Origin of the sequence: Haliea sp. E1-2-M8, assembly GCF_030649675.1 — a bacterium.
Lineage (GTDB): Bacteria > Pseudomonadota > Gammaproteobacteria > Pseudomonadales > Halieaceae > Haliea.
Genome location: NZ_JAUTDR010000014.1, coordinates 1 through 18,113, shown reverse-complemented (window position 1 = coordinate 18,113; position 18,113 = coordinate 1). Strand labels below are relative to the sequence as shown.

General features: G+C 63.1%; 12 protein-coding genes and 1 rRNA gene. 4 read left to right on the top strand and 9 right to left on the bottom strand.

From position 1 onward, the window contains the following. Positions 1–89: 89 nt before the first annotated feature. On the bottom strand, positions 90–929 hold the full coding sequence (locus Q6D67_RS12965; protein WP_304706043.1) for a pirin family protein: 840 nt from the start codon (positions 927–929) through the stop codon (positions 90–92). Between the two features lie 105 nt (positions 930–1,034). Between Q6D67_RS12965 and Q6D67_RS12960 the strand changes: the two genes are divergently transcribed. After that, the gene (locus Q6D67_RS12960) at positions 1,035–1,913 is read left to right on the top strand and encodes a LysR family transcriptional regulator (RefSeq protein ID WP_304706042.1); all 879 of its coding nucleotides are present in this window, start codon (positions 1,035–1,037) and stop codon (positions 1,911–1,913) included. 99 nt (positions 1,914–2,012) lie between these two features. After that, entirely contained in the window at positions 2,013–2,984 is a 972-nt protein-coding gene (locus Q6D67_RS12955; protein WP_304706041.1) for a glutathione S-transferase family protein, read from the top strand. Positions 2,985–3,083: 99 nt separating this feature from the next. Here the strand turns inward: Q6D67_RS12955 and Q6D67_RS12950 are convergent, their stop codons facing one another. Further along, complete coding sequence (locus Q6D67_RS12950; protein WP_304706040.1) at positions 3,084–3,581, bottom strand: histidine phosphatase family protein; 498 nt, start codon at positions 3,579–3,581, stop codon at positions 3,084–3,086. A gap of 151 nt (positions 3,582–3,732) precedes the next feature. On the opposite strand from Q6D67_RS12950, the gene Q6D67_RS12945 reads away from it, so the two are divergent. Next, positions 3,733–6,069 (top strand): Tex family protein, encoded by a 2,337-nt coding sequence (locus Q6D67_RS12945; protein WP_304706039.1) that lies wholly within the window; start codon positions 3,733–3,735, stop codon positions 6,067–6,069. 66 nt (positions 6,070–6,135) lie between these two features. Here Q6D67_RS12945 and Q6D67_RS12940 read toward each other — a convergent pair whose 3' ends face one another. Genes Q6D67_RS12940 through Q6D67_RS12925 form a run of 4 tightly spaced genes read right to left on the bottom strand, consistent with a single transcriptional unit; the run spans position 6,136 to position 11,502 of the window. Further along, positions 6,136–7,950, bottom strand: coding sequence for a hypothetical protein (locus Q6D67_RS12940; RefSeq protein WP_304706038.1), 1,815 nt, complete (start codon positions 7,948–7,950; stop codon positions 6,136–6,138). Next, the gene (locus tag Q6D67_RS12935; RefSeq protein WP_304706037.1) at positions 7,943–9,226 is read right to left on the bottom strand and encodes a bifunctional diguanylate cyclase/phosphodiesterase; all 1,284 of its coding nucleotides are present in this window, start codon (positions 9,224–9,226) and stop codon (positions 7,943–7,945) included. Before Q6D67_RS12935 ends, Q6D67_RS12940 begins: the two co-directional genes overlap by 8 nt. Before the next feature lie 13 nt (positions 9,227–9,239). Continuing rightward, on the bottom strand, positions 9,240–10,472 hold the full coding sequence (locus tag Q6D67_RS12930) for an HD-GYP domain-containing protein (protein ID WP_304706036.1): 1,233 nt from the start codon (positions 10,470–10,472) through the stop codon (positions 9,240–9,242). Between the two features lie 16 nt (positions 10,473–10,488). Then, complete coding sequence (locus tag Q6D67_RS12925) at positions 10,489–11,502, bottom strand: hypothetical protein (RefSeq protein WP_304706035.1); 1,014 nt, start codon at positions 11,500–11,502, stop codon at positions 10,489–10,491. 64 nt (positions 11,503–11,566) lie between these two features. Between Q6D67_RS12925 and Q6D67_RS12920 the strand changes: the two genes are divergently transcribed. Continuing rightward, the gene (locus tag Q6D67_RS12920) at positions 11,567–13,672 is read left to right on the top strand and encodes a PQQ-dependent dehydrogenase, methanol/ethanol family (RefSeq protein WP_304706034.1); all 2,106 of its coding nucleotides are present in this window, start codon (positions 11,567–11,569) and stop codon (positions 13,670–13,672) included. 33 nt (positions 13,673–13,705) lie between these two features. Here Q6D67_RS12920 and Q6D67_RS12915 read toward each other — a convergent pair whose 3' ends face one another. The 3 genes from Q6D67_RS12915 to rrf form a co-directional block, all read right to left on the bottom strand. Next, on the bottom strand, positions 13,706–17,212 hold the full coding sequence (locus Q6D67_RS12915; RefSeq protein WP_304706033.1) for a bifunctional diguanylate cyclase/phosphodiesterase: 3,507 nt from the start codon (positions 17,210–17,212) through the stop codon (positions 13,706–13,708). A 138-nt stretch (positions 17,213–17,350) separates the two neighbouring features. Further along, positions 17,351–17,776: an alternative ribosome rescue aminoacyl-tRNA hydrolase ArfB gene (gene arfB, locus Q6D67_RS12910; protein WP_304706032.1), complete on the bottom strand. Its 426-nt coding sequence runs from the start codon at positions 17,774–17,776 to the stop codon at positions 17,351–17,353. Between the two features lie 84 nt (positions 17,777–17,860). Next, a 5S ribosomal RNA gene (gene rrf / locus Q6D67_RS12905) occupies positions 17,861–17,976 on the bottom strand. Between the last annotated feature and the right edge of the window lie 137 nt (positions 17,977–18,113).

Genomic DNA, 18,113 nt, shown 5'->3' with positions numbered 1-18,113 from the left:
CAAAGCCGCTAGACTACCACTGCCGGCCGCTAAACGCAGCTGTGGCGGCCGTCGCCACGGCAGCCGTCGCTGCGGTGGCACCAGACCTGTCAGCCGAACAGACCGCGTTGGTAGTCACTGATCGCCTGTTCGATCTCCGCCTCGGTGTTCATGACGAAGGGGCCATACTGCGCCACCGGCTCCCGCAGAGGCTCACCGCGCAGCAACAGCAGGGATGCACCGGCGGCACCTGCCTGCATGGTCCAGCGCTCGCCGCGACTGGTCACCAGCAGATGGCGCGCGCCCAGAGACTTGTGAGCAAGCTCCAGCACTCCCTCATAGATGTAGGCCAGCACAGATTCCGTTGCGGGCAGCTGCAGGGTGACCTCGGCGCCCGCCTGCAGGTGCAGGTCCAGCACGCCGGCCCGGGGCGCAAGTTCATGCAGGGGCCCAACCACTGTGCTTGCTCCGAACTGCCACTCGCCGGCTATCGCGACCGCCCGGAACCCGGTGCCGTCCAGCACCGTCAATTCGCTGGCTGGAATATCCCGGTAGCGAGGCTCGGCCATTTTCTCCGCCGCGGGCAGGTTGACCCACAGCTGGAAGCCGTGCAGGCCCTCGGTGTCCTGGGTCGGCATCTCCGAATGGATGATGCCGCGGCCGGCGGACATCCACTGCACACCGCCACCGCGGATTTCACCACGGTTACCGCGGCTGTCCTCATGGATGATGCCGCCGTGCTTCATGTAGGTCAGGGTTTGCATGCCCCGGTGCGGGTGCGACGGAAAGCCGCCGCCGAGATCCTCGCGGCGCTCGGCACGCAGCTCATCCAGCATCAGGATGGGGTCCATGGCCGCGTGCTGCATGCCGGCAATGCGCTGAATCGCGACCCCGTCGCCATCGCGGCTGGGCTGGGCGCGGCGGATTTCCTGAATGATTCGGTCGGACATGGTCAGCTCTCCTTTAGCGAACTCCCAGAATATCCTCGTATTTTTGGGATATAAATCGCATAATTTCGCCAATTCCTTTCGACAAAACAGAACGAGAGCACGGCCTTGAATCGGACAACCCTGGAACAATGGCGGATGCTGCAGGCAGTGGTGGAACACGGCGGCTTTGCCCAGGCGGCCGCGGCCATCCACAAGAGTCAGTCGACCATCAATCACGCGGTACACAAGCTGCAGGACCAGCTCGGACTGCCCCTGCTGGAGGTCGTCGGGCGCAAGGCGCAGCTGACCGACGCCGGTGCCCTGATGCTGCGGCGCGCCAGCCAACTGTTGGCCCAGGCGGCGCAACTGGAGGAGATCGCCGGCAGCCTGGCCCAGGGGACCGAAGCGGAAATCAGCCTGGCGGTGGACGAACTCTATCCCTGTCAGCAACTGGCGGCGGTGCTGCAAACCTTTTCCCAGGCCTACCCCAATACCCGGGTGGAGCTGTTCGAGACTGTCCTCTCAGGCGGCGCGGAGTTGCTGCACGCGGCTGAAGTAGACCTGCTGGTGGCGGCGGAGGTCCCGGGCGGATTCCTCGGGGAACCGGTCCTGCGCACGGAGTTTGTCGCGGTGGCGGCAAGTGCCCACGCTCTGCATCGGCTGGAGCGGCCACTCACCCTGCAGGACCTGCAGCGGGAGCGCCAGATCGTGCTTCGGGATTCAGCCCTGGGCCGGCGCGCGGACGCGGGCTGGCTGGGGGCGGAACAGCGCTGGACGGTCAGCCACGTCGCAACTTCCGTGGAGATGGTGAGCCGCGGGCTGGGTTTCGCCTGGCTGCCCCTGTCCCGGGTCAGCGATGGCCTGGCGCACGGCAGCCTGCGGGAACTGCGCCTGGAGCAGGGTGCCCGGCGCCACGCGACCCTGTACCTGACCTTCGCCGACCGCGACCAGGCCGGTCCCGCTGCGTGTCACCTGGCGGAACTGTTTGAGCAAGCCCGGCATTAGATTCGATATTATCGAATAATGTTTCCGTATTAATGCGATTTAACTTCTGCTCCATCGAACTCAGACTTGCAGTTCAGCCCGCTAGTGAGGAGATGTGCCATGGGTATGCTGGTGGACGGCAACTGGAAAGATGTCTGGTATGACACGGACAGTAACGAGGGCCGCTTCGTCCGGGAGAGCGCGCGCTTCCGGCACTGGGTGACTGCCGATGGCAGCGCCGGACCCAGCGGTGACAGCGGTTATGCCGCCGCAAGCGGGCGCTATCACCTGTATGTGTCCCTGGCCTGCCCCTGGGCACACCGCACCCTGATTGTCCGCACCCTGAAAGGGCTTGATGACCTGATCGACGTCTCAGTGGTCAGCCCGCTGATGCTGGAGCAGGGCTGGACCTACAATGAAACGGAAGGCAGCAGCGGCGATCGGGTCCACGGGCATCGGTTTCACCATCAGGTGTACACCCGGGCAAACCCGGACTACACCGGCCGGGTCACCGTGCCCGTGCTCTGGGACAGGCAGCGCGACACCATCGTCAGCAATGAGTCGGCCGACATTATCCGCATGCTCAACAGTGCCTTCGACGACCTCACCGGCAACACCCTGGACCTCTATCCCGAAAACCTTCGGCAGGATATCGAACACTGGAATGACCGGATCTATCCGGCGCTCAACAACGGCGTCTACCGGGCAGGTTTCGCGACCACCCAGGATGCCTATGCAGAAGCCTATCGCGAACTGTTTGCCGAACTGGACCACATCGATGCGCACCTCGCCAGCCACCGCTATCTGACCGGTGACGACCTGACCGAGGCGGATGTACGCCTGTTTACCACCCTGATTCGCTTCGACGCTGTCTATCACGGGCACTTCAAGTGCAACCGCCAGCGCCTGGAAGACTACCGCCACATTCCCGGTTACATCCGCGATATTTATCAGCGGCCAGGCATTGCCGGCACCGTGGACTTCCACCACATCAAGACCCACTACTACGCTTCCCACCGCAACATCAATCCAACGGGTATCGTGCCAGCGGGGCCGGCCATCGACTATGACAGCCCGCATCATCGGGGCTGACGGGGCACCTCCGGGGGCGCCGAGCCGGGGGCGCCGAGCCGGGGGCGCCGAGCCGGGCCGAGCTGGGGGTGCCGAGTAGGACGGCCTGGCCGGCCGCGCCTAGCCGAGGTCGCGGGGAAATAGCTGCAGTGCCACCTCGGCGCGGCAGTCGCGTAGCTCTCGCCAGTGTTCGATGGGCAGGCGCAGCTGGATATAACCCGCCGTCGGCAGGTTCACCAGCTCCGGGCCCGGCGCCAGCCTATTGACCAGGTCGGTGAGCCCGGGGTTGTGCCCAAGCAGAAACAGTGACTCCTCGGCATCTGCCTGGTGCTCAAGCCACGCCAGCAGGTCACCCACCGAGAAGGTGTAGAGTGCCGCCTCTGTGCGGTGCGGCAGATTGGCGATAGCCGGCCAGCCAGCGCAGACACCCTCAAGGGTACGCTGTGCCCGCCGCGCGGGACTCGCGGCAATCACCTGCGGCTGTAGCTGCTGCGCCAGCGCGGCGCCCATCCGCGGCGCATCCCGCTCGCCGCGGGCATTGAGGCCGCGGTCACGATCCGCGACGCCGGGCCCACTCCAGTCCGACTTGGCGTGGCGCAGCAGGTGCAGGGTTTTCATGACCAGGTCTCCAGGTTGCCTGACACCAGTATAGGCCACTCTCGCGAACGCCCGTCCACAGCCACAAATTCAGCAGAAATACCAGATCGTTTTCCCACTGCTGCGCGCGCATAATGCCCTCCCGCAACATTTCCGGATACCCAAAACCAGCATGACCAGGACAGTCTCACAGCGCATCGCCGAAGAACTTGCCGTCAGGGAAAGCCAGATCAGCGCCGCTATCGGCTTGCTCGACGAGGGCGCCACCGTGCCCTTCATCTCCCGCTACCGCAAGGAGGTTACCGGTGGCCTGGACGATACCCAGATGCGCTATCTGGACGAGCGCCTGCGCTACCTGCGGGAATTGGACGACCGCCGCGGCGCCATCATCAAGTCGATCACCGAGCAGGACAAGCTGACGCCTGAGCTGGAGCAGGCTCTGTTGGCGGCCGACACCAAGAACCGGTTGGAAGACCTCTACCTTCCCTACAAGCCCAAGCGCCGCACCAAGGCGCAGATCGCGCGCGAGGCCGGCCTGGAGCCTCTGGCGGACGCCCTGGTTGCCAACCCCGGTCTGGATCCGGAGCAGGAGGCAGCAGCCTTTCTCAACCCCGATCAGGGCGTTGCCGACAGCAAGACCGCCCTGGACGGGGCCCGCCAGATTCTCATGGAACGCTTTGCCGAAGACGCCGACCTGCTGGCGCAGCTGCGGGACTTCCTGCAACAACACGTCCTGCTGGCCTCGCGCCTGGTGGCCGGGAAAGAAAACGAAGGCGCCAAGTTCCGCGACTACTTCGAGCACACCGAGGCCCTGTCAGGCGTACCCTCCCACCGCGCCCTGGCCATGTTCCGCGGCCGCAACGAAGGCTTCCTGCAGCTCAACCTGGTCCTCGACGCGGAGGAAAAGCCCACCGACGCCCATCCCTGCGAGGCCATGATCGCCGACTACTGGCGGATTCGGGATCAGGGTCGGCCGGCGGACCGCTGGCTGGCGGAAACCGTGCGCTGGACCTGGCGGGTCAAACTGCTGACCCACCTGCAGACCGACCTGCTGACCCAGCTGCGAGAGCGTGCGGAGCGGGAGGCCATTGAGGTCTTTGCCAACAACCTGAAAGACCTGTTGCTGGCGGCTCCGGCGGGAGCACGGCCCACCATCGGCATGGACCCGGGCCTGCGCACCGGGGTCAAGCTGGCGGTGGTCGACGCCAACGGCAAGCTGCTGGATCACGGCGCCATCTTCCCCAACCAGCCCCAGAACCGCACCCGGGAAGCGGGTGGCGAACTGCTGCGAATGATCCGCGAGCACAATGTCGAACTGATCGCCATCGGCAACGGCACCGCCAGCCGGGAAACCGACAAGTTTGTTGGCGACCTGCTGCTGCAGCAGCCGGAGCTGAAATGCCGCAAGGTCATGGTCAACGAATCCGGCGCCTCCATTTACTCCGCTTCCGAGTTTGCCGCCCGCGAGTTCCCGGACCTGGATGTCACTATCCGCGGCGCAGTCTCCATCGCCCGGCGCCTGCAGGATCCGCTGGCGGAACTGGTAAAGATTGAGCCCAAATCCATCGGCGTCGGCCAGTACCAGCACGACGTCAGTCAGGTACAGTTGGCGCGACAGCTCGATGCGGTGGTGGAAGACTGTGTGAACGCGGTCGGTGTGGATGTGAATACGGCGTCCGTGCCCCTGCTGGCCCGGGTCTCCGGCCTGAACCAGAACCTGGCCGCCAACATCATCGCCCACCGCGACCAGGCCGGCAGCTTTGCCAGCCGCAGGGACCTGCTCAAGGTGGCGCGTTTCGGCGACAAGACCTTCGAACAGGCGGCGGGCTTCCTGCGTATCAGCAACGGCGCCAACCCGCTGGATGCATCGGCGGTACACCCGGAATCCTACCCCGTGGTGGAAGCCATTGCCGCACGCCAGCAGCGTTCCCTCACCAGCATTATCGGCGACTCCGGATTTCTGCGCGGCCTGCGCCCCCAGGACTACATCACCGACAGCGTGGGCCTGCCCACCGTGACCGATATCATCAGCGAACTGGACAAGCCCGGGCGCGACCCGCGGCCGGAATTCCGCGTGGCCAGCTACCAGGATGGCGTGGAAAAGATTTCCGACCTGAAGCCCGACATGGTGCTGGAAGGTACCGTCACCAATGTCACCAACTTCGGGGCCTTCGTCGACATCGGCGTCCACCAGGACGGGCTGGTGCATATCTCGGTGCTGGCGGACCGGTTCATCAAGGACCCCCGGGACGTGGTCAAGGCCGGCGATGTGGTACGGGTCAAGGTGATGGAGGTGGACCAGCCGCGCAAGCGCATTGCCCTGAGCATGCGTCTGAATGACAAGGCTGAGCCAAAACCCCGGGAGCAACGCCAGGGCAGTGGCGCGAATAGCGGCAAGCCCCGGCCACCCGGCAAGGGCGGCCAGGGCCCGCGCAAGGGTGGGGAAACCAGCAAGGGCCCAGCAACCGCACTGGCGGCCGCTTTTGCCAGTGCCCGCAAGGACCGCTGAGCAAAGTCTGCGGATGCCGCCGCATGGCGCTGCCTCCAGCCCTGCCGCGGCGCCCCGGCAAGTCTGCTAACGGCGACGGCAAACTTCCCGCAGTTCTTCCCAGGCGCGCAGAGCTGCAGCAAAACCTGTCGCCCGCTGCCGGATCGCCCCGGCTAAGGTTGCACTGTCCATGTCGCCGGGCACTCCGGGCAGGTCCGCCAGAACGGGCGACTGCTGTAACGCGGCAACACAGGCCTGCCGATTGCGCTGCAGATATTGCCGCCACTCTTCAGAAAGCGCTGACGAGTCCCGGAAACGCTCCTCCAGTGTTTCCAGGTGAGCGGCCTGTAGCCTTGCCAGATTGGCGCGAAAGCGGGCCGTAAGACCGGTATCCGAGAGCTGGCCGAGCTCTTCGAAACGATAGCTCAGCAAAGCCATGCGCGTCGCCAGCCCTACTCCCGGGTCCTCCGGCTGCGCCTCGTCGATAAACCCTGTGAGCTGGCTCACACCCCCTCTGGGCACCGTTGCATCGCCCGCGGGATTGCCCTTGCGCTCCTCCAGGGGATGGTGCGGTACGGCCCAGTCGTACTCAAGGGTCAGCGAGTCGGGATGCAGGAAATCCAGCATGCTGCCAAACAGCTGGTCCTCCCCACGCAGAGCGGGCAAGTAAGGTGGCAGCAGTGCCCGGTTGTCCAAACCTGTCACCTGGGAAATCACCGGGCGCACGGTAAACGTCGGCCGGGTCTGACCCAACCAGTTCTGGCGCAGGGACAGGGCACTGGCAAGACCGCCCGGTCGGGCCAGCATGCGGCGCAGGGAAACCGGCTCCAGATTGGCAAGCCAGCCATTACTGCTGGTTCCCGGATCGCCCAGGGATCCGCTCTGGGTGACCAGTACCGGCGAACTGGCATTGATTCCACCGCACCAGTCAGCGCTCACCGCAGCGAGGTGCTCCTCTAGCAAGGCGTTGTGTCCAAGCGCGCGCAGCGCCCTGGAAAGACCCATGCCGAGACAGCGACCGTGGCCCAGCAATGGATCGAAATCCTGTTTCACTGCACTCTGTTGCCAGTCCTGGGCATCGCGGTAAAAGTCCGCCTGCCGACCGCCATCGTTAAATGCCACACCAGTCTCCTGGTACGGCAGTGTATATGCTGCACAGAGGACGTCATCATCCATGATGATACAGCGCTCGCCTACCGTCAGCAGCAGCGCGACGTTGCGGGCGCGACCGTAGGTCGCCATGCCCGGCCAGGACTCACGCTGCAAAAGAAAACGGATCGCGTCTGCATGCCGCGGCAACTCGGCAATCGCGTACTGAATCAACTGGTCCTGCTCCGGCGGCCCGAAATACTCCATCGTCGTCGGACTCAGCAGATTGAAACGCTCCACCGCCGCGAGGTTCGCGGCGCAGTTTGACGCATCGCGGGAGTCATCGATCAGGATCAGCCGTTTTTGCCTCGCCAACCTGGCACCGCGGAGCAGCGATTCCAGCAGACGTTCAACTGCCGCCGGGCGATCACAGGTGATAATACAGCTGACAGTGCGCTCCAGATCGGGAGCGTCGTCCTCTGGGATATTCACCTGAGCGCAAACCCGCGCGGCCGGAATTAGCAGACCCACATCCCTGACCTGCTGCAGAACCCGGGTCACGTCAGCCACATTGCCACCGAGTTGGGGAAACTGCTCAACCAGGTAGCTGGCGTGACCCGCCAGTGAACGGAAAGTTGTACATCGCTGCAGCGCCGCGGCCACGTCCGCTGTCACGCTGAGCCGGGCACCAGTGGCCCTGGCCATTAGCAGCACCGCGCCGGCAACGGGCAAACTGTCATGGTCTTCCACGGCATAGAGCGGCTCTGCGGAAACACCCGGCGGTGGAGCGTGTACGTTCTGCGTATCAGTCATGGAAAGCTCCGTCGTATTGCCGCAGCCACGTCAGCAGCTCCTGCTCCGGCAGCGGGCGGGAGAAAAGATAACCCTGCGCGATATCACAACCCAGCTCCCGCAGGCACTGTAGCGACTCTGCGTCTTCCACCCCTTCGGCAACCACCGAGAAGCCAAACAGGTGGGCGATCTCAATGATGATGCCCACCAGCGCGCGATCCTGGGGGTCATCGAGAATCCGCCGCACGAAGGACTGGTCAATCTTGATCTCGGTCGCGGGGATGTGCTTGAAGTAGGAGAGGGACGAGTAGCCGGTGCCGAAGTCGTCGATGGAAAGCCCCATGCCCAACTCCCGCAGATGCAGGAGATTGTCGAAGCCCGCCTCCTTGTCCTCAATCACGGCGCCCTCGGTGACCTCCACGGTCAGCATGGATGGCTCCACACCCCAGATGGTCAACGCCCCGTGCAGCATGTTGGCCAGGTCCGGGCTGTTGACCAGGCCGGCGGGGATATTCACCGCCAGGGGCAAGACGACGGTGTCCCGCCACTCCCGCATGGCACGCAAGGCCCGATTGACCACCCAGCGCGTCAGTTCATAGGTCTGGCCAGCCGCCTCGGCCAGCTGCACCACGCGCTCAGGGGATACTGCGCCGTAACCCGGCAGGTGCCAGCGAATCAGAGCCTCGGCACTGCATACACGACCGGTTTGCAGGTCGACCTTCGGCTGAAAGTACAGGTCAAAGGCGTTGTCATAGAGCGCCTCAGAGAAATGCTGCTCAAGGGCGGTGCCTTCCTGGGCATGCTCCTCCTCCCCGATCAGGGCGTCGATTTCCAGGGCACTGCCCTGTTTGACCCGGGTCAGGCTCGACTCGGCACGGGCCAGGGTCACCATGGGCGAATGTTTGCCCTGGAGATTGACCGCGAGACCAATGCGCAGCTGCAGCGGCAGGATTTCATCGTCGATCTGCAGCGTTTCGTCCAGCAGGCGCTGGACCCGGTTCAGGGCCAGGGCGATGAACGCGGGGGTATCGAGCTGGGGAAGGATAAAAGCAAAGCTGTGACCGCCAATGCGAAACACTGTATCTGGCAACTTGCTGATGGCCAATAACTGCTGGCCCGCCTCCAGCAACAGGTGATCACCAATTTCGTAGCCGTGGCGGTGGTTGATCAGCCGCAGATTGCTGAGATCGATCAGCAGCAGGCCCAGATGATCGCCCGCTGCACGGGCCTGGTCGACAAACACTCCCAGTGCCGCAATGAATCCGCCGCGATCCAGGGCTAGCGTTGTGTCTGTCACGTTACGAGGCCACTCAAAGACGGATGCTGGTCATGTCTATGCCGTAGGAATCAGGCTCCAGCGCCTGGGCGATGCCCAGCGGCTGGCCGCTGGCGTCCTGGGTTTCGCGCAGCAGGTCAACCGTTCTTACACTGCCCAAAGGCTCCTTGTCCGCACCCAGCAACACCATGACCCTGGGGCGGAGACGCCGGGTTCGATACTCGGCTACCACTACGGCCACCTCACCGGAGGACAGCTCCACCAGGGTGCCGGCCGGATATATCCCAACAGCCTGGATAAACTCCTCCACCAGCTCAGCCTGAAAATCCACATCCTTGGCCTCATAGAGCATCTTGATCGCCGTGGACGGAGATATCGCCCGTGCGTAGGCCCGGTGACTGGTGATGGCATCATAACAATCGACGATGGCGGCGATCCGGGCGAATATCGGAATCTCATCACCGTGCAGTCCCCGGGGATAGCCAGAACCGTTGTGGCGCTCGTGGTGGTGGGTAACCATGGCAATCACATCGGTATTCATAAGCCCGGTCGCACCAATCATTTCCGCGCCATACACAACGTGGTTGCGCAATTCCGTGAATTCTTCCGGCGTCAGCTGACGGTCAGTATTGAGGAGTTCGGGATCCACACGCAATTTGCCGACATCGAACAACAGCCCGCCAATCGCCAGGGAGCGCAGATCCGAGCGCGGCAGCCCCAGTTGGCGGCCCAGGGCAACCGCCCAGATTGAAGCCCCCAGTGAGTGCTGGTAGGTATAGTGATCCTGCTGTTTCAGGCGCGCCAGCCAGATGCAGGCATCCGGGTTGCGGGAAATGCTGTCGATCATGGGTTCGACCGAGCGCTTGACTCGCACCACATCCAGGGCAGCGCCGCCCGCTGCCTGCTGAAAAACCTCTTCAATGCCGGTGGACAGTTCCCTGACCGCGGTTTCAGCTCGCGGAAACTCCTCGGCCCATGCCGCGCTGTCGGCATAGGTCTTCAGCTGGCGGGTAGGAAACATGGCCTGTTTGGGAATTCGCGGCCGCTGGATGCGAACTTTGCGCTGCAGCGTGTACCCCTCCTGCGAGCTCTTTTCAGTGTCGATAAAGACAAACTGGCAGAACTTGCGCAGGCTACGCAGATCCTCCTCTGTCTCAATGCGAAACCCCTGCAGCACAAATGGCGTTTCCAGCCAGGGCCTGTCCAGCCCGGAAACGTGCATGCCCAATTCAAGATCGGACGTATAAATTTTGACGATTTCAATCATAAGTCCACGAAGAGGTTCAAGGGTTCGTAGACGGAATACTATCGCGTTCGGGAGTTACAGGCGAACCGAACCAACCCAGGTCCCTGGCCTGCAGCACCAGCCCGGGGGCGACGCCAGACTCTGCGAGAGGGCGCAGCCACGCCAGGATATGCCCCAGCAGCCCGGGCGTGCTGTGTAACAGGGGGACCGCGAGCAACAGACTGTCCCCCGCACTATTGAGGCGAATGCTGTGTTCAGGCCGGTGCGGAGTGGCGCTGATGGCCAGGGCGCCCCATTCCGGGACTACGCCTTGCCGCAATTGCGAGCGCAGTGCAGCCACCAGCAGCTGCAGCTCCGCGAACAGTTGCCGGCACAATGAGCGGTATTGCGCGAGGTTCCCTGCGCCGGGCCCCGCCGCTGCCGGAAACTGTATTTGCAGGCCGCTCTGTTCACAGACAGGGCCGGAACGGGTAAAACTCCAGCTTGGCGGTCTGCTCGACGGGCTCTCAAGGATAGGCTCGGGCGCAAGCTCGACCCGCGCAGCCAACAACTGCAGGCAATTTTCCCGGCCGCAGAAAACATGCAAGATCGCCTGTTCCAGCGCCTGCTGCTGATCCCTGCGCGGATGACTGATGATTATGCTGCGCTCTCCCACCAGGATAGCGGTATCCCCCACCAGGCCGGGCAATAGCAAGACCGGCGCCCCCTGCTCGACATCCTCGTGCAGCCGCAGCAGTTGGCCGGCATAGGCCTCCACCGCTCGCGCCCAGCCGAGCAGGCGCTCGGGCTCGGCGTCCTGCGCCGTCTGGTTGCGTGCCAGTCCGGCCTCGGCGAGATGAATTTCGGCCATCTCCAGCAGCGCAATGCGTGCAAAGCGACCGCGGATTGCGGGCTCGGCCTGTCCCAGGCTGACCACCAGGCGCTGAAATCGCGACATGTCCGCGGCAGTTGCCAGCCCCGACAGCAAAAACACCAACAGGGCGAGAGCAAGAGCTGACAGACACAGCGTGCCACGGTTGCTGACCGCTACCTGTCCGTTGTGCTTCGCCAAAGCGCTTCCCCCCCGCTGCGCGAATACTCTAGACTTGAGCCCTACCGATAATAAGGATGCTCCCATGTATTCCAAACTACTCCTGCCCCTGTTGTTCGCGGTCCTGTTTCTGACCGGTTGTGAATCCAAATCCGGTGCTGGCGAACCCGCCACCGACGCCGCGACGACACAGCCAGCTACAGATAGCGCCGTTGCCCCCGATGTGGAGTGGCCGCAACACGGCCTGAACCCGGCGGAGACACGCTTCAGTACGCTGCAGGACGTCAATAGCAGCAATGTCGCGAGCCTGGGGCTGGACTGGCACTTCGATTACCCCACCAGCCGCGGCATGGAAGCGACGCCGCTGGTCGTCGACGGGGTCATTTATACCACGGCCTCGTGGAGCATGGTGTTTGCCCACGATGCGCGCAATGGTGAGCTGCTCTGGTTGCACGACCCGCAGGTACCCCGCGAGTGGGCCGTGCACCTGTGCTGCGACGTGGTCAACCGGGGCGTCGCCTTTGCGGACGGAAAGGTCATTTCCGGGACGCTTGATGGCAGGTTGATCGCCCTCGACGCCGCCAGCGGCAAGCTACTCTGGGAGGTCCAGACCACCGACCGCAGCCGCCCCTATTCCATCACCGGGGCGCCGCGTATCGTCAAGGGACGGGCAATCATCGGCAACGGCGGCAGCGAACTCGGTGTGCGGGGCTATGTTTCTGCCTACGACCTGGACAGCGGCAAGCTCGCCTGGCGCTTCCACACGGTTCCCGGCAACCCGGAAGCCGGGTTCGAGAACGAGGCCATGCAGGCCGCCGCCGCTACCTGGAGCGGTGGCCCCTGGTGGGAAATTGGTGGCGGCGGCACGGTCTGGGACTCCATGGCCTACGACCCGGAACTGGACCTGTTGTACATCGGCGTCGGCAACGGCGCACCCTGGAATCGCCAGATTCGCAGCCCCGGCGGCGGTGACAACCTGTACCTGTCGTCGATTGTCGCCCTCAATCCCGATGACGGCAGCTATGTCTGGCACTACCAGGCCACGCCCGGCGACAGCTGGGACTACACCGCCACCCAGCACATGATCCTGGCCGACATTGAGTTCGATGGGCGCCAGCGCAAGGTCATCATGCAGGCGCCCAAGAACGGCTTCTTCTACGTTCTGGACCGGAGCAGTGGGGAACTGCTGTCTGCGGAACCCTACGCCGGAGTCACCTGGGCGACCCATGTCGACTTGGAGACTGGCAGGCCGGTGGAGAATCCGGCTGCGCGCTATGAGGAAGGCGACACTGGCCTGCATCTGCCGGGACCGATTGGCGGCCACAACTGGCATCCAATGAGCTATAGCCCGGACACCGGCCTGGTGTACATCCCGATACAGGATGTGCCGTATGTCTTTGCCGAGGATACGGAGTTCGAGTATCGGCCGGGCTACTGGAATACCGGTACCGACGCCCTGCCTGCGGCGCTACCGGATGACCCCGCGACCAAGGCCGCGGTCCTCGACCTGGTCAAGGGCGCCATCGTTGCCTGGGACCCGGTAGCCGCGGAACCGCGCTGGGAGGTGCAACACGTCGGCCCCTGGAATGGCGGCATGCTGTCCACCGCCGGCAACCTGCTGTTCCAGGGCAATTCCGAGGGGCACTTTGTCGCCTACCGCGCTGACAGCGGCGATGAGCTCTGGCGCTTTGATGCCCAGACCGGCGTCGTCGCCGCTCCGGTAACCTACCGCCTGGATGGCGTCCAGTACGTCGCCGTAGTCGCCGGCTGGGGCGGGGCACTCGCGCTGGTGGGTGGTGAGGCCCTGAAGGCCGGGCCGATCCCCAACCGTAGTCGATTGCTGGTCTTCAGGCTGGGCGCCGATGAGCAGTTACCCGCCACTACGGTTGCGAGCCTGGCATTCGATCCGCCGGAGCTCACGGCCAGCGCCGAGGAACTCCTGGACGGGCAGCGTAACTACCTGGCTTTCTGTGTATTCTGCCATGGAGACGGTGCCGTCAGCGGTGGCGCCACGCCGGACCTGCGTGCGATGACCGCGGCGACCCACGCGCGCTGGGACAACATTGTCCGCGGTGGCGCCCACTGGCAGAACGGCATGGTGGGATTTGCCGGCGTACTCAGCGAGCAACAGTCCGAGAACATTCGCCAGTACCTGATAGAGCGCGCCCGGGTCGCCAGAGATAGCCGCTGAGACCCTGGTACCCTGCCTCCTGGAGGCAGGGTACTAGCCAAACCGGGCCGTGCGCTCCCGCAACCACAGGGTAACCGCAGCCAGCGGCATGGGACGGGCAAAAAGATAGCCCTGGAAAACCTCGCAGCCGTGGCGTTTCAGGTAGGCATACTGGGCCGATGTTTCCACGCCCTCGGCCACTACCCGCAGGTCCAGTTCCCGGGCCAGGGCAATAACGCCCTTGCAGACTGCGGCGTCTTTGGCATTGTCGATCACGCCGCGGACGAAGCTGCCATCGATCTTGATCTTGTGCACGGGCAATGTCCGGATATAACTGAGGCTGGAGAACCCGGTGCCAAAGTCGTCAATTACCGTATCCACGCCCAGCGCAGCCAGGGCCTCAAGAATGGCTATGGCGCCATCCGTGTCCCGCATCAACACACCTTCAGTCAGCTCCAGCTCCAGATGCCGGGGGGCGAAACCGGTCTGGCGCAAGACCGATTCCAGCACAGGCATGAAACTTTCGCGGTGGAACTGCATGGGTGAGACATTCACCGCCAACTTGCCCTGCAACAGCCCTTGCTGCTGCAGGGCACCGGCGTCCCGACAGGCTCGCTCCAGCACCCAGCGACTGAGCTGGATGATCTGACCCGTTTCCTCGGCGAGGGGAATGAACACGGACGGCGACACGGCATCGCCACCGCGCGGGTGCCAACGCAACAACGCCTCCAGCCCCTCGAGGTGGCCAGCCCCATTCAACAGTGGCTGGTAATAGACCTCCAGCTGATCGCTGTCCATGGCTTCCTGTAATTCATTGCGCATGGTCAAGCGTTCGGACAGCCGCTGGTCCATATCGCCGGTAAACACCTGGTAGGTATTCCGGCCCGCCTGCTTGGCCTGGTACATGGCGATATCGGCCTGTTGTACCAGCTTTTCGGGATCCCGCATATCAGCGGTAATAACCGCAATCCCTATGCTCGCGGAGATATGCAGCTCCTGCCCTGCCACCCGGTGCGGACGCGCCAGTTCAGCCAGCAGCCGCTCGGCAACATCCTGCGCCTCGTCACCGGTATTCAGATCGGGCAGCAGCAGCACAAATTCGTCGCCACCTAGCCTCGCCAGGGTGTCGCTCGGGCGCAGGGTGGCTCCCAGCCGCGCGGTGACACTTACCAGCAATTGATCTCCCACCTTGTGGCCGAGCGTGTCGTTGATTGGTTTGAACTCATCCAGATCTATGAACAGCACCGCAAGCAGGTTCCGACGCCGACGGGCAAGGGAGAAGTCGTGTTCCAGGCGGTCGTTGAACAGGGACCGGTTGCCCAGCCCCGTCAGGGCATCGTGGGTCGCCTGATAGGCAAGGCGACTCTCCTGCTCCTTGCGCTCGGAGATATCGTTGAGAATCCCGACAAAGTGGGTCACCTCGTGGCCGGCATCAAAAACCGGGGAAAAAGACAGCTGATTCCAGAACGGGGTTCCATCGCGACGCTGGTTGCGCAGGGTCAATGACAGGCTCTTGCCGTTTTCCAGAGCATTGGTGATTACATCGCGGTCTTCCTGGGTAACGTATTCCCCCGTGAGGAAGACTGTGCCATCGTTACCCAACGCGGCGTCTGCCGGATACCCCAGAATACGGGTAAATGCCGGATTTACATACACCACCGGGTAGCCTTTGCGGCGCGCATCCACCACGATAACCGCATTGCTGCTGGCCTCAAGGCTGCGCTCGAGAACACGTAACCGCTCCTCGTCAGCCGCTCTCTGGGTGGTATCCTTGGCGATACCAAAAACCCCCTCTACCCGACCATCGACTACGATCGGCAGAAGCGAGATATCGAAGTGCCGGGGCTCGCCTTGAGCCTGTAGGCTGAAGGCGATGGCAATAGTCTGCGGACGCCCATCAAGGGCCTGACTGAATGCCGCCAGGGATTTCCTGTTGTCCTCCACCGACACTGACTCTTCGGACAGCACTTCCGTAAATCCATGCCCCAGCATGTCGTCTTCGCCCACACCCAGGACAGCCTGAGTCAGGGGGTTGAGGCTGGCATAGGTACCATCCGTATTCAGTGCAAACACAGCATCCGGATTCTGCGAGAATAACGACCTGAAACGCTGCTCGCTGTTGCGAAGAGCGGCTGTCTGCTGATTGAGCTGGTCGAGCAGACCTCGCCCTATCACCAGGTGATAAGTCAAAAGCAGGCCGAACAAACCGCCTCCTATCGGTAGCAGCCCGTTAAGTGTATTGAGGCGGGGCGCACCAGCAGAGGCGACCAGGGTCAACTCATGCTGCCCGGGGGGCAGGATTACTTCCGAGCTGACGTTGATGTAGGGGTTGTCTTTGGGGAATTTCGCGGCGACGCCCGGGCGGGCAATCGTGGTGCCGGCGCGAACAATCTCAAGCCAGAACTCCCCTGGGTTCTGCCGCAGCTCCTGGTCCGCCAGGATGCTGAGATCGACTAGGGTCACCAGCCTCTGGGCCGCGCTTTCACCGGGGCTGACCCCCAGCAGAGCGAGCTGGGGTCGGTCGGCATCCGGGAACTCCCACGCCTCCGATTCGCCCGAATTCCGGAAATCTTCCAGCCAGGCGGTTACCAGGGGAGTTGCCATGGTAGTTGCCAGCCAGCGCTCAGTCGCGGCGTCACGGGAGCGGCTCCAGCTGTTACCGCGATCATCAAGAAACGCGAAAGCACGCATATTGGGGACATCGCGGAAATAGCTGCCGATATCCTCCTCGGCAAGGGGCCCCGAGGGTAATTCTCCCATCGCTTCCCAACGAGCGGACATACGACGCATCAGCTTGGTTTGTGAGTCCAGTTCGTGCGCTACTGTAAGAGCGTAATTGTTGAGCACGGCGTCCGCTGCCTGCAGTCGCTCATCGTGCTGAACCCAGCTGCCCATAAACCACCAGCTCATGCTGAGGAGAGCCCCCATCAGGGCCATCAATATGGCGTTGGGCGGCAGCCGCAGGAGCGGCCGCACCGGATAATTGCCGGTCACCAGTGTGCCGCTGGCAAGTACAATGCAGAAAACGGTACCCAGCGGCATGAACTGCGAGCTTGCGAGGGCCGCCCAGCGCCTGGAGGGGTCGAGGTAGGCCACCGCCAGCGCCACGCCCGTCAACAACGAAAAGGTTGCTGAAATATTCCACAACAGCCTCTGCCGCGGAGTGTGCATGCCCGCAATGCAGCTTATCGCCAACATCATTAACAGCGCTGAGGGCACACTTGGCAGCCGCGCACGGCCGGTCAACAGTGAGTTGGTGTCCGTGGGCTCCAGCAGATTGTGGCCGAGGTTGTACGCTGTAAACAGCAACAACACAGCGCCGGTAATCTGGCGACCGCGGCGACTATCGAACCCGGCGGCGACCATGCATGCGCCGGCAAGGGAGATGCCTATGGTGCCTTCAAAACGTAGCGTCAGCCAGGGGGGCACGGTGAAGTGGGAGAACATTTCCAGCGCCAGCCCGCCCAGGCCCATCAGCAGACTGCAGATCAGCAGGATAACTACTGCTGCCTGGATGGATAAATCGCGGCCGTCACCTGGCGACACAGCTGGCTGACCCATACCGCGATTTGCTCCCCGATTGCGCGCCCCGTCAGCACAGTGGCTGCAAGGCCCATTTTAGAATTGGATGCCCAGTGTGGCCATAATGGCAGCCGCGCCAGAGAAAACAAGTTCCTAAATCAGCGTTTCGCCATTGCTTCAGCCGTCGGGGTTGCCCTTGAGCTGGCCCCTGCGCGCCTTGACGCTGCTGCGCCGGGTCTTGTCCTCCAAACGCCTCCGCTTGGAGGCCAGCGTCGGCCGCGTCGCGCGCCTCGCCTTGCGCGGACGGATGCAAGCGTTGATCAGCTCCGCCAGCCTCAGCAGCGCATCTTCCCGGTTCTTGACCTGGCTGCGAAATCGTTGCGCCTTGATCGTAATAACGCCTTCGGCGGAGATACGGCTGTCGCGACGAGCGAGTATCGCTGCGATGCACTCTGGTGGCAGCGATGACGCGGGCGCATCGAAGCGCAGGTGGATCGCAGTGGAGACCTTGTTCACATTCTGGCCGCCACTGCCCTGGGCGCGAATCGCGGACAATTCGATTTGATCCAGGGGAATAGACAGATTGGGGGAGATTTCAAGCATGAGCCATTTTACCACAAGCGGTCGCGTATGCCGCAGGCGTAAAAAAACCCCGAGGCACAGTGTACCTCGGGGTTGGATATTAAAGCCTGGCGATGACCTACTCTCACATGGGGAGACCCCACACTACCATCGGCGATACGTCGTTTCACTACTGAGTTCGGGATGGGGTCAGGTGGTTCCAACGCTCTATGGTCGCCAGGCAAACTGGCTTGACCGAGTCCGGTCTTACGCGCGCTGTGCGCCGCCGTCGTCTTGTCAAATAAGGTGGTAAATCAAGCTGCTACCGCTGTTCACGCGTTGTACTGTCTTGCTACTTCTCACCATGACTTGTCACAAC

Coding starts and splice junctions, on each gene's coding strand:
- Q6D67_RS12915 (WP_304706033.1), bottom strand. CDS start 17,212: ATGGGTCAGCCAGCTGTGTCGCCAGGTGACGGCCGCGATTTATCCATC.
- Q6D67_RS12945 (WP_304706039.1), top strand. CDS start 3,733: ATGACCAGGACAGTCTCACAGCGCATCGCCGAAGAACTTGCCGTCAGG.
- Q6D67_RS12950 (WP_304706040.1), bottom strand. CDS start 3,581: ATGAAAACCCTGCACCTGCTGCGCCACGCCAAGTCGGACTGGAGTGGG.
- Q6D67_RS12955 (WP_304706041.1), top strand. CDS start 2,013: ATGGGTATGCTGGTGGACGGCAACTGGAAAGATGTCTGGTATGACACG.
- Q6D67_RS12920 (WP_304706034.1), top strand. CDS start 11,567: ATGTATTCCAAACTACTCCTGCCCCTGTTGTTCGCGGTCCTGTTTCTG.
- Q6D67_RS12930 (WP_304706036.1), bottom strand. CDS start 10,472: ATGATTGAAATCGTCAAAATTTATACGTCCGATCTTGAATTGGGCATG.
- Q6D67_RS12965 (WP_304706043.1), bottom strand. CDS start 929: ATGTCCGACCGAATCATTCAGGAAATCCGCCGCGCCCAGCCCAGCCGC.
- arfB (WP_304706032.1), bottom strand. CDS start 17,776: ATGCTTGAAATCTCCCCCAATCTGTCTATTCCCCTGGATCAAATCGAA.
- Q6D67_RS12940 (WP_304706038.1), bottom strand. CDS start 7,950: ATGACTGATACGCAGAACGTACACGCTCCACCGCCGGGTGTTTCCGCA.